12 protein-coding genes and 1 tRNA gene are annotated in these 14,119 nt (G+C 66.1%); 9 read left to right on the forward strand and 4 right to left on the reverse strand.

The window, feature by feature from the left end:
- Positions 1 to 76 precede the first annotated feature (76 nt).
- The 4 genes from P2G67_RS00085 to P2G67_RS00100 are packed head-to-tail and all read left to right on the forward strand — an operon-like array spanning position 77 to position 4,079.
- Positions 77 to 1,405 (forward strand): YihY family inner membrane protein, encoded by a 1,329-nt coding sequence (locus P2G67_RS00085; protein WP_275818815.1) that lies wholly within the window; start codon positions 77 to 79, stop codon positions 1,403 to 1,405.
- A 35-nt stretch (positions 1,406 to 1,440) separates the two neighbouring features.
- Positions 1,441 to 2,466 (forward strand): ABC transporter substrate-binding protein, encoded by a 1,026-nt coding sequence (locus tag P2G67_RS00090; RefSeq protein ID WP_275818817.1) that lies wholly within the window; start codon positions 1,441 to 1,443, stop codon positions 2,464 to 2,466.
- A 55-nt stretch (positions 2,467 to 2,521) separates the two neighbouring features.
- On the forward strand, positions 2,522 to 3,295 hold the full coding sequence (locus P2G67_RS00095) for an ABC transporter ATP-binding protein (protein ID WP_275818819.1): 774 nt from the start codon (positions 2,522 to 2,524) through the stop codon (positions 3,293 to 3,295).
- Positions 3,288 to 4,079 (forward strand): ABC transporter permease, encoded by a 792-nt coding sequence (locus tag P2G67_RS00100; protein ID WP_275818821.1) that lies wholly within the window; start codon positions 3,288 to 3,290, stop codon positions 4,077 to 4,079. Before P2G67_RS00095 ends, P2G67_RS00100 begins: the two co-directional genes overlap by 8 nt.
- Here the strand turns inward: P2G67_RS00100 and P2G67_RS00105 are convergent.
- The gene (locus P2G67_RS00105; RefSeq protein WP_275818823.1) at positions 4,042 to 4,263 is read right to left on the reverse strand and encodes a DUF4169 family protein; all 222 of its coding nucleotides are present in this window, start codon (positions 4,261 to 4,263) and stop codon (positions 4,042 to 4,044) included. The two genes, P2G67_RS00100 and P2G67_RS00105, sit on opposite strands and share 38 nt — an antisense overlap.
- Before the next feature lie 215 nt (positions 4,264 to 4,478).
- On the opposite strand from P2G67_RS00105, the gene P2G67_RS00110 reads away from it, so the two are divergent.
- Positions 4,479 to 7,766, forward strand: coding sequence for an AsmA family protein (locus P2G67_RS00110; RefSeq protein ID WP_275818825.1), 3,288 nt, complete (start codon positions 4,479 to 4,481; stop codon positions 7,764 to 7,766).
- Here the strand turns inward: P2G67_RS00110 and P2G67_RS00115 are convergent.
- From P2G67_RS00115 to P2G67_RS00125, 3 genes are all read right to left on the reverse strand, one after another.
- The gene (locus tag P2G67_RS00115) at positions 7,699 to 7,965 is read right to left on the reverse strand and encodes a ribbon-helix-helix domain-containing protein (protein WP_275818827.1); all 267 of its coding nucleotides are present in this window, start codon (positions 7,963 to 7,965) and stop codon (positions 7,699 to 7,701) included. The genes P2G67_RS00110 and P2G67_RS00115 overlap by 68 nt on opposite strands.
- A gap of 5 nt (positions 7,966 to 7,970) precedes the next feature.
- Positions 7,971 to 9,380, reverse strand: coding sequence for a class II fumarate hydratase (gene fumC / locus P2G67_RS00120; protein WP_275818829.1), 1,410 nt, complete (start codon positions 9,378 to 9,380; stop codon positions 7,971 to 7,973).
- A gap of 100 nt (positions 9,381 to 9,480) precedes the next feature.
- Positions 9,481 to 9,744 (reverse strand): hypothetical protein, encoded by a 264-nt coding sequence (locus P2G67_RS00125; RefSeq protein ID WP_275818831.1) that lies wholly within the window; start codon positions 9,742 to 9,744, stop codon positions 9,481 to 9,483.
- A 346-nt stretch (positions 9,745 to 10,090) separates the two neighbouring features.
- Between P2G67_RS00125 and P2G67_RS00130 the strand changes: the two genes are divergently transcribed.
- The 4 genes from P2G67_RS00130 to clpX all read left to right on the forward strand — a co-directional run bounded on the left by P2G67_RS00130 (position 10,091) and on the right by clpX (position 14,069).
- Positions 10,091 to 10,173, forward strand: a tRNA-Leu gene (locus tag P2G67_RS00130).
- Positions 10,174 to 10,272: 99 nt separating this feature from the next.
- Positions 10,273 to 11,763 (forward strand): trigger factor, encoded by a 1,491-nt coding sequence (gene tig, locus P2G67_RS00135; RefSeq protein WP_275818833.1) that lies wholly within the window; start codon positions 10,273 to 10,275, stop codon positions 11,761 to 11,763.
- A gap of 208 nt (positions 11,764 to 11,971) precedes the next feature.
- Positions 11,972 to 12,643: an ATP-dependent Clp endopeptidase proteolytic subunit ClpP gene (gene clpP / locus P2G67_RS00140; protein WP_275818834.1), complete on the forward strand. Its 672-nt coding sequence runs from the start codon at positions 11,972 to 11,974 to the stop codon at positions 12,641 to 12,643.
- A gap of 160 nt (positions 12,644 to 12,803) precedes the next feature.
- Positions 12,804 to 14,069, forward strand: a complete 1,266-nt coding sequence (clpX, locus tag P2G67_RS00145; RefSeq protein WP_275818836.1) for an ATP-dependent Clp protease ATP-binding subunit ClpX — start codon at positions 12,804 to 12,806, stop codon at positions 14,067 to 14,069.
- Positions 14,070 to 14,119 lie beyond the last annotated feature (50 nt).

Genomic DNA, 14,119 nt, shown 5'->3' on the forward strand with positions numbered 1-14,119 from the left:
GGTCGAGCCCCTGCGGCCATATTGGCCAATTGCCGGCGCTGTATTCCTTGGAGGCGGCAGGTTAAAAGACAATCCCATGACTGGAACAACCACTCCACCGCGGCCGTCAGACACGGTCGCTGCCCCCAAAGCAGCCGCCGTGACAAGCCGGGCCCGGCAGTTCCTGCATTTCCTACGCCATGTGGTGGCGCGCTTTATGGAGGATCGCTGCCCACAGCTTGCAGCCGGGCTCAGTTACGCCTCGCTTCTGGCCCTGGTGCCCTTGATGGCCATTGGTCTGGCGTCCTTGACCGCCTTTCCGGCCTTCGACAGTGCCCAGGAGCAGCTCAAGAACCTGATCTTCGAGGCCCTGCCGCCGGAACAGGCCCTGGCGGCCGCGGAGCAGATGGATGCGCTGCTGGCCAACGTCGCCAACCTCACCGGCCCCGGGGTGCTCGCCCTGGCGGTGACGGCCATCCTGCTGCTCTCCAACGTGAATGCTTCGCTGAACGCCATCTGGCACGTGCGGGAGCCACGGCCTCTGGCCCTGCAGTTGCTGGTCTACTGGGCCTTGCTGACCCTGGGGCCGCTGCTTCTCGGTGCCTCGATTTCGGTCTCCGGCGTCGCCTTCGGCCTGTCCGAGAGCTATTTAGGTTTTCTGGGTGAAGGCATGCAGTTGGTCTCCCGGCTTTTGGCCGTGACTCTGGCGATGCTGGCCTTCTCCGTGCTGTTTCTCGTGGTGCCAAACCGGCCCGTGGGCATCGCGGCGGCGGCGCTGGGTGGAGCCGTTGCGGCTGTGGGCTTCGAGTTGTTGAAGTTCGGCTTCGGCCTCTACATCACCAACTTCCCCAGCTACCAGGTGGTCTATGGCGCCATAGCGGCGCTGCCGATCTTGCTGATCTGGATCTACCTGGTCTGGATCGTGGTCCTGACCGGGGCCGAGGTGGCTGCGACCTGGCCAGAGTGGCAGGCCGCACAGCTCCGTGGCTTCGAGGGCTGCGGGCCGCTTGATCGCCTGCCGCTGGCGCTTGCCGTGTTGCAGCGCTTGAAGGCTGCGCAGATCGACGGTGGACCATTGCGCCGGCAGGACCTGGTGCGCGATCTGCCCATGCCGCCGGCGGAAGTCGATCTGGTGCTCTCCAACCTGCGCCGCGATGGCTATATTGCCACGACCCCGGGCGGGCGCTGGCTGCTGGCGCGCACGCTTGAGGGCCATCGCCTGCGCGATCTGCTGGAAAGCCTGGACCTGATCCTAGAGCCTTCGCGGCACTGGCCGCCACCCTTGCCGGCCATCCTTTCTCGAGTGCGCGAGGGAGTCACCGGGCCGCTGGATGTCGGCCTGGACAGTCTTGTCCAAGCGGGGCAGGTTGCGCCCGAACCAACCGAGGCCGAGGGGCCTCTGCGCAGCCATGAGGCTGGCGCGTGATTTCGACAGCTTGATTGCTTGGGAGAGAGAGAGTCTTGAAACGCCTGCTGCTCGGCGCTGTCTGCGCCTTTTCACTGACCGTTGGCACCGCTGTTCAGGGGGGCGTCCAGGCTGCTGATGAGATCACCGTGGCTGCGCTCACCTTCGTGTCGAGTTCGCCGCTCTTCATCGCGCAGGAGCGCGGCTATTACGAGGAAGAGGGGCTGGACGTCTCCTTCGAGTTCTTCCGCGCCGCTCAGCCGGTGGCCGTGGCCATTGCCTCGGGCGATGCTGACTTCGGAGTGACAGCCTTCACCGCCGGGTTCTACAACCTGGCTGCCAATGGCTCGCTCAAAGTGATCGGCGCCCAGAGCCGCGAAGAGCCGGGCTTCGAGTTCTCCGCCTACTTGGCCTCCAATGCAGCCTGGGAAGACGGCCTCAAGGCGCCGGAGGACCTGCCCGGGCATGAGCTGGGCATCACCCAGCGCGGCTCCAGCTTCCACCTCATGCTGGGGCTGCTTGCCGAGGAACTGGAGTTCGATGTCGACGCGGTGAAGCTCACCACCCTGGAGGCCGTGCCCAACATGATGAGCGCGGTGTCCACCGACCAGGTGGATGCGGTCATTCTGCCGGGCTGGCTCGCCCGCCGGATCGAGGGCGAGGACGGCGGCCGCATCATCGGCTGGGTGCACGACTACACGCCCTATCAGCTCGGCGGTCTCTTCACCTCGAGCGACAACGTCGAGGAACGGCGCGACGTGGTGGAGCGCTTCGTGCGCGCCTATCAGCGCGGCGCAGCCGACTACGCCGAAGCCTTCCATCAGTTCGATGAGGAGGGCAACCGCGTGTTCGGCGAGGAGGCCGAGGCGCTGATCCCGATCATCCAGCAGTACACCGACGCGACGCCGGACGCCATCAAGGCCAGCGCCAGCTACATCGACCCGGAGGGGGCGCTGGACGTGGGCTCGGTCTATCAGCAGGTGGAATGGCTGCAGGAGCAGGGCTTGGTTGCGGCTCAGGCTGATCCGGCCAGTTTCATCGACCTCAGCTTCATCGACAGCCACTTCAATCTGCCGGAATGAATGGCCGGCGCCCCGTGCCATTGGCGCGGGGTGCCCGCACGCAGGTTCTGATCCCATGCAAGTGATCGCCGAGGCCATCGGCCACGACTACGGCCCCTTGCCGGTGCTGGAGAACGTCGATCTCGCGGTGCGCGAGGGCGAGGTTTTGGCGATCATCGGCCCATCGGGCTGCGGCAAGTCCACGCTCCTGTCCATTCTGGGTGGCCTGCTCCAGCCCAGTCGGGGACGGGTGCTGCTCAAGGGGCAGCCGCAGGCCGACTGCCTCAATCCGCTGACCTTCGTTTTCCAGGACTTTGCCCTGCTGCCCTGGCGCTCGGTGGCGGGCAATGTGGAACTGGTGCTGGAGCATCACCGCCTCGGCAGCGCGGAGCGACGCCGTCGCGTAGCCGACGCCTTGGCCCGTACGGGTCTTTCGGATTTTGCCGCTGCGCTGCCCAAGCAGCTCTCGGGCGGCATGCGTCAACGCGTCGGCATCGCGCGCGCTCTGGCGGTGCGGCCGGCGGTGCTGCTGTTGGACGAGCCGCTTTCCGCCCTGGATGCCCAGACCCGCGAGCTGCTACTGGAGGACTTCGAAAGTCTCTGGGTGCGAGAGCGCACGACGGCGATTTACGTCACCCACAATCTCTCGGAGGCCTTGCGGCTGGCGGACCGGGTCGCGGTCTTCTCCCGCCGGCCGGGGCGCCTCAAGGAACTGGTGGAGATCCCCCTGCCGCGCGGTCAGCGCAGCGGCGCCCAGGCCCAGGTCGAGCTGGCGGCGTTGCACGATCGCCTCTGGGGCCTGATCCGCGCCGAGGCGCAATCCGCCGTAACGGAGCTGGAACATGGCTGAGGCGGTGCGCGAACTGAAGTTTCGCGGCGGCGGCTTCGCGCCGGGGCGCAAGCGCTGGACGGCGCTGGTCTTCTTCGCCCTGGTGCTGGGAATCTGGCAACTGGCCGGCAGCCGCGGCTGGGTTAGCCCGCTGTTCCTGCCCAGCCCGTTGGCCATCTTCGAGGCGCTGCGGGCCGAGGCGATCAGTGGCAATCTCTGGATCCATCTGACGGCGTCCCTGCAGCGCATCGGGCTGGGCTGGGTGCTGGGCACGCTGGCCGGGCTGGCGCTGGGCCTGGCGATGGGGCTTTTCACGCTGGCCCGCTCGGTTGGGCTGCCGCTGGTCTCGGCTTTCTTCCCGATCCCGAAGATTGCGCTGCTGCCGCTGTTCATCCTTTGGTTCGGCATCGGCGAGGCCTCCAAGCTGGTGACCATCGGCATGGGCGTCTTCTTCCCCACCGTGGTCGCGGCCTATTCCGGCGTGGACACGGTGCCGCGCAATCTGGTGCGCATGGCCCAGTCCTTTAGTCTGCCCTATTCGGCCATCGTTTGGAAGGTGGTCCTGCCGGGCGCCATGGCCACCATCGTGGCCGGGTTCCGCATCACGGTCTCCCTGGCGCTTATCCTGGTGGTGGCGGCGGAAATGATTGGGGCGGAGTACGGGCTTGGCGCCTTCATCATCTCGGCCGGACACCTGATGATGACCGACCGGCTGCTGGGCGGCGTGGTCTGCCTCTCGATCCTCGGCCTGCTCGCCGGCACCGGCATCACTCTTCTGGAGCGTCGCCTGCTTCACTGGCGTTGAGCGCTGCATTCCGCTCCAGGCGGTGGCCCTCCAGGCGAGCCTCCTCTTTCTGCCGACGGCTGGCCTCCGTGGCGCGTTCCTGCTTGCTGCGGCCAAAGTGGCTGCGCCTTTGGGCGGCCTCCGACGCCGCCTCGGCGCGCTGCTTGCCCTTGCGCGCCTGGCGCAGGTTGATGATTTCCGCCATCGGCGTCCTCCTGCCTTCCACTTCTGCACCGCAGCAGACCCACCGCGTAACGCTGCGGCCTGAATGTCACGCTGGTCGCTAAACCGCGGGAGTTCTTGCGATAGCCATGCCACGCTTCGTTGCGCAACTGCAACAGAGACCTTAGGCTGCGGCCGTTCAGACCCGGTTTTTGTTGAAGAGGGTGCCTTGCAAAACCGGCATCCGGGGTGCCGCCCTTGAGAGCGCTGCTGCTCGCCCTGCTGTCGCTGATGCTGCTGGCCGTCGTCGCCGTGGCGGTGGTACCGGGCTTTATCGACTGGCAGGCCGCCAAGCCCCGCCTCGAAGCGGAGCTGTCGCGCGTGCTCGGCCGGGATGTGGCGGTGGACGGCGCCCTCTCCCTGCGCCTGCTGCCGCGGCCCTGGCTCACCGCCGAGGGTCTGCGGGTCGCCAATCGCGCCGAGGGTTCGGAACCGGAACTGCTGCGGGTCGCCCGCCTGGAGATGCGGGTTGCGGCCCTGCCGCTCATCTCCGGGCAGGTCGAGGTGCAGTCGCTACGCCTGGTGCGTCCCGTGCTCCTGCTCGAGCGTCTGCCCGACGGCGGTGGCAACTGGCTCAACGAGGATGGAACGCTGCTGCTTGGCCGTTCGGCGCGGTTCATCGAGGCCTTGAGTCTGGAAGCGGTGGAGCTTCGCGATGCGGAAATGGTCTGGCGCGACCATCGTGCCGGTCAGGAGGAACGCCTTTCGAGCATCGATGCCCGGCTGACGGCCGAAAGTCTGCCGGGGCCGCTCTCGGCCGAGGGTCGACTGCGCTATCAGGACGAGGAGGTTCGCTTCGAGGTCGATCTCGGCCGACCGGACAGACAGGAACGTCAGGCAATGCGGTTGGAGCTGGGTTTGCCGGACGCCGGGGAGGCCGCCGTGCGGCTGGTCGGCCGACTCCTGCCCGGCACGGCCCTTGGCTTCGATGGCCAGGCGGAGGTGCAAGCCGCCGATGCTGGCGCCCTTCTCGATGTGCTGCCTTTCGGCCTTCTGCCCGGCTTTGAACTGTCGCGCCCGTTGCAGGCGCAGGCGTCGGTCCTGTGGGACGGGCAGGCGGCCGAGTTGGGAGAGCTGGCACTCAGCTTCGCGGAGGCCCGGCTGGAAGGGCGGGCGCGGATCCGCCCAGGGCTGGAGCCGCGGCTTGATCTCGATTTGGCGGCCCGGGTGGTAGAGCTTGACGGTTTGCTGCGGCCGGAGGTTTTGCACTGGCCGCGCCTGCAGCTTCCCGATGCGCTGACCGGCGACTTCACACTTGCCGTTGAGCGGCTGCGCTGGCGCGGAGAGACCTTGCGCCGGCTGGAGCTTGCCGGCCGCTTTGCTGGTGACACCCTGGTGCTGGATGAAGCCGGGGTGCAGTTGCCTGGTTCGAGTCACGCCTCCTTCGCTGGTCTCTGGCGTCTGGGCAGCGATGCGCCGGGCCTGACGGGGAGGGTGCAGGCGCGCTCCACCAATCTCCGTGCGCAGTTGGACTGGCTTGGTGTCCCGGTGGACTCCATCGAAGCGGAGCGCCTTCGCCGCTTTGCGCTTTCCGCCCAACTGGAGGCGGGTCCGGACCTCGTAACACTGAGCGCTCTGGCGCTGGACCTCGATTTGACCCAGATCACCGGCGGCCTCGCCTTTGCGCCTCGGGCGCGTCCGGGCCTGGGCCTGCGCCTGCAGGCCGATGAGGTCAATCTGGACGCCTACATCGCACCGCGCTGGCTGCAGCAGCGAGATTGGTTGGATGCCTTCGATGCCAACTTCGACCTCTCAGCCGAGCGGCTGACGCTGAAGGGGCGCCGGGCGCAGTCGGTGGCTGTGGACGGCGCTTTGCGCGGGGGAAGCCTTGATCTCGCGGGTCTGCGCATTGGCGACCTGGCGGGCGCCACGATCCAGGCGAGCGGGCGCCTTGATGGCCTCTCAGATCCGCGCCCGCGCCTGCAGGACAGCGGGTTCCAGGCCGAAATCCCCGACAGTGCCCGCTTCCTGGAGGATCTGGCACTCGGCGCGCCGCCACTGCTGCATCGTCTGGGGGCCGTGGTGATGGCCGGGTCTCTGGCCAGTGAAGAGGCGGCGGCTGAACTGGCGCTGGATCTAACGGCGCTGGGAGCCGCGGCGCGCCTGTCACTGCGCAGCAGCTTGGACGGGGAGGAAAGGAAGATCGAGTCCGGGGAGTTGGCGGTCGATGATCTTTCACCCAATGCTGCGGCACGCTTACTCGGCCATGCCGGCCGTCTGCCTGAGTCCGACGCACGCCTGGAGCTGACAAGCGTCTTTGCTGGTAGCGCGGACCGTCTGGAGCACCGCACCCGCCTGGCTCTCGATGGCGGCGTGCTGCAGCTGGATGGACACCTCAGTCAGGCCTGGTCCCCCGCTGCGCGACTGGAGGCCGATCTGCGGCTGCAGCATGAGGATTGGCTGCGCTTGGCCGGACTGCTGATACCCGAAGTTCCGACCCTGCCACCGGGGCCGCTCGACCTGGAGGGGCATCTGCGCGCCGACGCGGCAGAACTGGCCTTGGAGGCGGCTCAGGGCAGCCTGGCTGAGCTTGCCGTAAAGGGGGATCTGACCTGGAGCCGGAGCGCGGCGCGTCCAAGGCTCGATCTTGTGCTGGAAACGGGCGCCATGACAGGCACATGGTTGTCACCCCTGTTGCCTATCGCCTTGACGGCGCCGGAGCGCTGGCGTGACGCCGACGGCAGCTGGTCACGCCAGCCCATCGATCCAGCAGCGCTCCAGGCCTTCGATCTGGCTGCCGATCTCAAAATTGCGCGCCTGGCGCTGGGACGCCTGGCTCTGGAAAACGTGACAGTGGTGCTGGAGCGCGCCGGCGGTCGCCTGAGCCTGAGCGACCTGCAAGGCTCGCTGGGTGCTGGTCGCGTCTCCGTGAATGGTCAGCTGGCACAGACCGGTCTGGATCGTTTGGCTCTTGCGCTCGAGTTGGAAGGTGCGGCCCTTCCCCTTGCGGCGATTGCGCAAGGGAGCGCATGGGGGGACGGCGATCCGGCAGGCAGTGTCGGTCTCGCGCTGAACCTGGCGACGCAGGGCAGTTCCGTGGCGCAGCTTGTCGCCGGTCTGGAGGGCGCGGCGGAATTGGATGGCGCGTTCCACTGGCGCAATGTGCCGGAGGGCGGTGAGCCGCCGCTACTGGAGGAGTTGCTGCAGGCCTTGCAAGCACGCGAGGGCCGGGCGCGCGGGCATCTTTCGGCCGAGGCCGGTGTGATTCGCACCGGCGATTTGGCGCTGATTGGTGAAGAGCGCTTCTTGAACTTCGATGGTGTGCTGGCGGATCTGCAGCGGCAGCGAAGCACGCTGACCATCGAGGTGCGCGCACCCGGCGCCACACAACCCGTCGGCCGGCTGCGCATCGGCGGGCCGTTGGATGCGCTGGATCTGCGCTGGGAGGCTCGGGAAACCGCAGCCGAACCGCTGCAGCTCACTCCTCTGCCGGCTGTGTCGCCTGCGCCAGCTTCTCGCGTAGACGCCGCACCACATAGACCCTGATGGCGCCAGAGAGGCCGATGGTGGTCTCGCCCTCGGCCACGCGCTCGCGATCCAGGCGGGCGATCAGCGCTTGCAGGGAGAGGCCTTCCTCGGCGGCAAGGCGCTTGAGCTCATCCCAGAAAACCTGCTCAACCGAAAGAGAGGTGCGGTGCCCGGCCAGCGTCACCGAACGCTTGCGCAGCCGGCCGGGCGCGGTCACGGGTTTCAGCTCCGCTTGCGCGGGCCGATCATCTCTTCAGGGCGCACCCATGCATCGAACTGCTCAGCGGTGAGCAAACCCAGTTCCACGGCTGCCTGCTTCAAGGTGGTGTTCTCGGTGTAGGCCTTCTTGGCCACCTTGGCAGCGTTGTCATAGCCGATGTGGGGGTTGAGCGCGGTCACCAGCATCAGCGACTCGCGCATTAGGGTGCCGATGCGCTCCTCGTTGGCTTCGGTGCCGGCGATGCAGTTGTCCAGGAAGGACTCGGCCGCGTCGCCGATCAGACGTGCCGACTGCACCAGATTATAGACCATCACCGGCTTGAAGACGTTGAGCTCGAAGTGGCCGTTGGATCCGGCCACGGTGATGGTCGTGTGATTGCCCATCACCTGGGCGCAGACCATGGTCATGGCCTCGGCCTGGGTCGGATTGACCTTGCCCGGCATGATCGAGGAGCCGGGCTCGTTGGCGGGCAGCAGCAGTTCGCCGAGACCACAACGCGGGCCGGAACCCAACAGACGCACGTCGTTGGCGATCTTCATCAGGGAGACGGAAACGGTGTTGAGCGCCCCCGAGGCCTCCACCACCGCATCGTGGGCAGCGAGGGCCTCGAACTTGTTGGCGGCCGTGCGGAAGGGCAGGCCGGTGATCTTCGCCACTTCTTCCGCGAAGGCTTCGGCGAAGCCTTCCATGGCGTTGAGGCCCGTGCCCACTGCGGTGCCGCCCTGTGCCAGTTCCATCAGCCGGTCCAGCGAGCCCTCAATGCGGGCGATGCCGTATTCCACCTGCTTTGCGTAGCCGGAGAACTCCTGCCCCAGGGTCAGCGGCGTCGCGTCCATCAGGTGGGTGCGGCCGATCTTGATGATCTTGTCAAACGCCGCAGCCTTCTCGCTCAGCCCCGCGTGCAGGCGGCGCAGCTTCGGCAGAGTGGTTCCGGTCAAGGTCTCGACCGAGGCGATGTGCATAACCGAGGGGAAGGTGTCGTTCGACGACTGCCCCATGTTGCAGTGATCGTTCGGATGGACCGGGCTCTTGCCGCCGCGCTGACCGCTCAGGATCTCGTTGGCCCGTCCGGCGATCACCTCGTTGGCGTTCATGTTGGACTGAGTGCCGGAGCCGGTTTGCCAAACCACCAGCGGGAAATGATCGGTCAGCTTGCCGTCCACCACCTCCTGGGCCGCCTGGCACATGGCCTCACCCAGTTTGGCGTCGAGCACGCCCAGCGCCATGTTGCTGCGAGCTGCGGCCAGCTTCTGGATGCCAAGCGCCCGCACCACGGGCTCCGGCATGCGCTCTCCGCCGATGCGGAAGTTCTGCAACGAGCGTTGGGTCTGGGCGCCCCAATAGCGGTCCGCGGGGACCGCTATGTCACCCATGGAATCGCTTTCGATGCGCGTGTCGGTGCTGTCGGCCATGGTGCTCCTCCGGCTGCTCAGGCGGGTCTGGCGCCCTTGTACCATGCCGGCGCGCGGCGGCAACGCCCCCTGCACGCCCCAAGCACCACAGTAGAGCCGATCAGGCTGCGCGTGGCCGCCGCTTCAGCACCACCACTTCTGGCGCGCTGCGTGGCACGCCCTTGCGCGTGGTTGTGAGGGTGAAGCGCGAGCGGGCGCGCTGCGGCTTGCGCTGAGCATGCCAACTGCGCACCTCTTCGAGGTCGAGGCCCATCAGCGAGGCAACGATTTCCAGCTGTTCCTCAGGTTCCTGAGACAGCCCCTCAGCAGCGGCGAGGGCTTCTTCCATCTCCGGCGGTTCGTATTTGGTGCGGTACTGGGCCATTCCTGTCATCTCCTCAAGCACGTGCGGCCTTCCATTCGTTGCAGATAGGTTTGCGGATGCTGCGGTGCAACACAACCGACTTTCGAGTGCATCGGCCTTGAGCCCACTGCATGGCGTCCGCGAGTCGCTGCCGGGAAAAGCGGCCCCTGTCGGCGATATAGACTGGACTCACCCCGGGCGTTCGTCGTACACGCCCTGCGACACATGCGTGCCACCCGCGTGGTTGCGCAGGGCTACATATAGGACGATCGCTTCCCGGTGGCTCCTGGTTCCCTTCGCTGTCTGCGCCCGACTTGCGTTCGCCCACGGGCGGCCGAGACGGGGGCGGCGCGAACCGGGGGCTGGAGCGGGCGTGGCGGAACTGGTAGACGCGCTGGTTTTAGGTACCAGTGGGCAACCGTGGGGGTTCGAGTCCCTCCGCCCGCACCAGAGCCGACCGGACTGCGCTTCGCCCCGTGGTATCCCTGAGCGCTGCGCGTTTCGGCGTGTGAAATTCAAAGCTAGTCAGACGAAAGAGGCCCCACCCTCATGCAGGTTACCGAGACCCTGGCCGAAGGCCTGAAGCGCGAATACAAGGTCGTGATCAGCGCCGCCGACATCGACGAGAAGGTGGGCGCGCGCCTTGAGAAGCTCAAAGACGAGGTCCGCATCCCCGGTTTCCGGCCGGGCAAGGTGCCAACCTCCCTGGTGAAGAAGCGCTTCGGCCAGGCCGTCCTGGGTGAGGTGCTGCAGAATGCCCTCCAGGATTCCTCCAAGCAGGCGCTGGACGAGCGCGGTCTGCGCCCGGCTGCCCAGCCGGACGTCGAAGTTGTCTCCTTCGAGGAGGGCAAGGATCTCGAGTACGATCTCAAGCTGGAGATCCTGCCCGAGATCGAGCCGATCGCCTTTGAAGAGATCGAGCTGGAGCGCGTGGTGGTGGAGCCCACCGATGAGCAGGTGCAGGAAGGTCTTGACCGTCTGGCCCAGCAGCAGCGCAGCACCAAGCCGCTCGAGGAAGAGCGGCCGGCGGCAAGCGGTGATGTGCTGGTCGTCGACTTCAAGGGCACGGTGGACGGCGAAGCCTTCCCGGGCATGGAAGCCGAGGATCATCACCTGGAGCTGGGCTCCAACTCTTTCGTTGCCGGTTTCGAAGAGCAGCTCGTCGGCAAGAACAAGGGCGATGATGTGGAGGTGCGTGTCACCTTCCCGGAGGCCTATGGCAACGAGAAGCTGGCCGGCAAGGAAGCCGTTTTCCAGGTTCAGGTGAAGGACGTGCTGCAGGCCGTGCCTGCCGCCATCGATGACGAACTGGCGAAAAGCCTGGGCCAGGAGTCGCTGGACGAGTTGAAGGAGCGGCTGCGCGAGTCGCTCTCAAACGAGTACCAGCAGGCCTCACGCAGCCTGATCAAGCGCAAGCTGCTCGATGCGCTGGCCGAGCGGGCGAGCTTCCCGGCGCCGGAAAAGCTGGTGGACATGGAGTTCGGCGGCATCTGGCAGCGCATCGAAGAGGATCGCAAGGCCGATCGCCTCGACGAGGAAGACAAGGGCAAGGACGAGGAGACGCTCAAGCGTGAGTATCGCGCCATCGCCGAGCGTCGGGTTCGTCTCGGCCTGCTACTGGCCGAGGTCGGTCGACAGGAAGCCATCGAGGTCTCCCAGGAGGAGCTGCAGCAGGCGCTGATCGGCGAGATGCGCCGCTATCCGGGCCAGGAGCAGGCGCTCTTTGAGTTCTATCAGAAGAACCCGGCCGCTCTTGCCAACCTGCGCGGCCCGCTGCTCGAGGAAAAGGTCGTCGACCACATCCTCGAGAAGGCGAAGGTGAGCGAGCGCACGACCGATCGCGACGGCCTGATGGCCGAGTTGGAGGCGATCGACAGTGCGCCGGAAGTCCCGAGCCAAGCCAGCTCAGAAGCTGCCGCTCCGGCCCCGGAATCAGCCCCTGAATCAGCGCCAGAATCAGATGCGGTCGCGCCGGCCGATGAGGCGGCTGCGGCCAAGACTGATGCGGGCGCTGACGAGGACTCCGGGAAGGGCGCTTGAGCTCTCGGGGCTGGCGCCTCACACTCTGCTTCGAATCGAATGGCGTCGCCGCCGGCCACCCGGAGAGTCAGTCCGGGCAGCGCGGCGGCGACGTCGTTCCTGGCCGTTTTCGGGGAGCCTCGCTCCGGCCGGCGCGAGTTAGCGCAGCTGAGGCAAGGCGCCTCCCGGATGCGGCTGGCCTGACGCATGCCAAAGGGACCACTGGCCGATGACCGATCCGCACGACATCTTCATGAACACGCTGGTTCCCATGGTGGTCGAGCAGACCAACCGGGGCGAACGCGCCTATGACATCTATTCGCGCCTGCTGAAGGAGCGGATCATCTTCGTCACCGGGCCGATCCACGACGGCGTGGCGACGCTGGTCTGCGCGCAGCTGCTCTTCCTGGAATCGGAGAATCCCTCCAAGGATATTTCCATCTACATCAATTCGCCCGGCGGCGTGGTGTCGGCCGGATTGGCGATGTACGACACCATGCAGTATGTTCGCCCGGACGTCTCGACCGTCTGCGTCGGTCAGGCCGCTTCGGCAGGCTCGCTGCTGCTCTGCGCTGGCACCAAGGGCAAGCGTTTCACCTTGCCTAACTCCAAGATCATGGTGCACCAGCCGTCGGGTGGTTTTCAGGGTCAGGCCAGCGACATCGAGATTCACGCCCGCGAGATCATTGCCGTGCGCGCCCGGCTCAACCAAATCTATGCGGAGCACTGCGGCCAGGACATCAAGGTCATCGAGGATGCCATGGAGCGTGACCGCTTCATGTCTGCCGAAGACGCAAAGGAGTTCGGACTGGTTGACGAGGTGGTCACGCGCCGGAGCGATTCCCCCGAAGGCGGCGAGGGTGCCAAGGACGGTGGCGGGTCCGATAAGGCGGGTTCGTGATCGTTGCCCAGGCCGCCCCTTGCGTCCGGCGCCGTTGAATGAAATTGTCGCGCTCGGGAGCCCACCCCGGCCACCCAGAGGTGGGCTGCCCTTTTTGCCGTTGTGTGACAGCTCGGCGTCTGTCTAACATGCTTGCGCTAAGGGACGCGAAGCGAGGATCATGAGTAAGTCTGGCGGAAGCGATTCCAAGAATACCCTCTATTGCTCCTTCTGCGGAAAGAGCCAGCACGAGGTCCGCAAGCTCATTGCCGGCCCGACGGTCTTTATTTGCGACGAATGCGTCGAACTCTGCATGGACATCATCCGTGAGGAGCATAAGACCAGTCTGGTGAAGTCGCGCGATGGGGTGCCCTCACCGGGGGATATCTGCGAGGTTCTTGACGATTACGTCATCGGTCAGTCCCACGCGAAGCGCGTGCTCTCCGTTGCCGTCCACAACCACTACAAGCGCCTGGCCCACGGCCAGAAGAACAACGACGTCGAATTGGCCAAGTCGAACATCCTGCTGGTCGGCCCCACGGGCTGCGGCAAGACGCTTCTGGCCCAGACGCTGGCGCGCATTCTCGATGTGCCCTTCACCATGGCCGATGCCACGACTCTGACCGAGGCAGGCTATGTGGGCGAGGATGTGGAGAACATCATCCTCAAGCTGCTGCAGTCGGCGGACTACAACGTGGAGCGCGCCCAGCGCGGCATCGTCTACATCGATGAGGTCGACAAGATCTCCCGCAAGTCGGACAACCCCTCGATTACCCGGGACGTTTCGGGCGAGGGCGTGCAGCAGGCGCTGCTGAAGATCATGGAAGGCACTGTTGCCTCCGTGCCGCCGCAGGGCGGGCGCAAGCATCCGCAGCAGGAGTTCCTGCAGGTCGACACCACCAATATCCTCTTCATCTGTGGCGGCGCCTTTGCCGGCCTGGAGAAGTTGATTGCCAGCCGGGGCAAGACCAAGGCCATCGGATTCGGTGCCGAGGTGGCGGGTCCGGACGAACGTCAGGCGGGTGAGATTCTGCGCGGCGTGGAGCCGGAAGATCTGCTCAAGTTCGGTCTGATCCCGGAGTTCGTCGGCCGCCTGCCGGTGGTTGCGACCCTGGAAGACCTGGATGATGAAGCGCTGATCGAGATTCTCACTCAGCCGAAGAACGCCCTGGTTAAGCAGTATCAGCGCCTCTTCGAGATGGAAGACATCACGCTGCAGTTCACCGACGACGCGCTGAAGGCCATCGCCGAGAAGGCGATCAAGCGCAAGACCGGTGCCCGTGGCCTGCGGTCCATCATGGAGAGCATCCTGCTCGACCCCATGTTCGATCTGCCCGGACTCGACAGCGTCGAGGAGATAGTCATCAACCGGGAAGTCGTCGAGGGTCGCGGTCAGCCGCTCTACATCTACGCCGACCGACGAGGCGACGTCGGCACCAGTGCGTAGCGCCAATTGCGCCGTCGCCGGGCTTTTTCCGATTCACGACGTGTCCTGGT

Source organism: Aquibaculum arenosum (assembly GCF_029222965.1).
GTDB classification, from domain to species: domain Bacteria; phylum Pseudomonadota; class Alphaproteobacteria; order Kiloniellales; family DSM-21159; genus Aquibaculum; species Aquibaculum arenosum.

Excerpts from the sequence above, each read along its gene's own strand:
- P2G67_RS00125 (WP_275818831.1), bottom strand. The coding sequence starts at position 9,744 with ATGGCCCAGTACCGCACCAAATACGAACCGCCGGAGATGGAAGAAGCC.
- fumC (WP_275818829.1), bottom strand. The coding sequence starts at position 9,380 with ATGGCCGACAGCACCGACACGCGCATCGAAAGCGATTCCATGGGTGAC.
- clpX (WP_275818836.1), top strand. The coding sequence starts at position 12,804 with ATGAGTAAGTCTGGCGGAAGCGATTCCAAGAATACCCTCTATTGCTCC.
- tig (WP_275818833.1), top strand. The coding sequence starts at position 10,273 with ATGCAGGTTACCGAGACCCTGGCCGAAGGCCTGAAGCGCGAATACAAG.
- P2G67_RS00100 (WP_275818821.1), top strand. The coding sequence starts at position 3,288 with ATGGCTGAGGCGGTGCGCGAACTGAAGTTTCGCGGCGGCGGCTTCGCG.
- P2G67_RS00095 (WP_275818819.1), top strand. The coding sequence starts at position 2,522 with ATGCAAGTGATCGCCGAGGCCATCGGCCACGACTACGGCCCCTTGCCG.
- clpP (WP_275818834.1), top strand. The coding sequence starts at position 11,972 with ATGACCGATCCGCACGACATCTTCATGAACACGCTGGTTCCCATGGTG.
- P2G67_RS00105 (WP_275818823.1), bottom strand. The coding sequence starts at position 4,263 with ATGGCGGAAATCATCAACCTGCGCCAGGCGCGCAAGGGCAAGCAGCGC.
- P2G67_RS00085 (WP_275818815.1), top strand. The coding sequence starts at position 77 with ATGACTGGAACAACCACTCCACCGCGGCCGTCAGACACGGTCGCTGCC.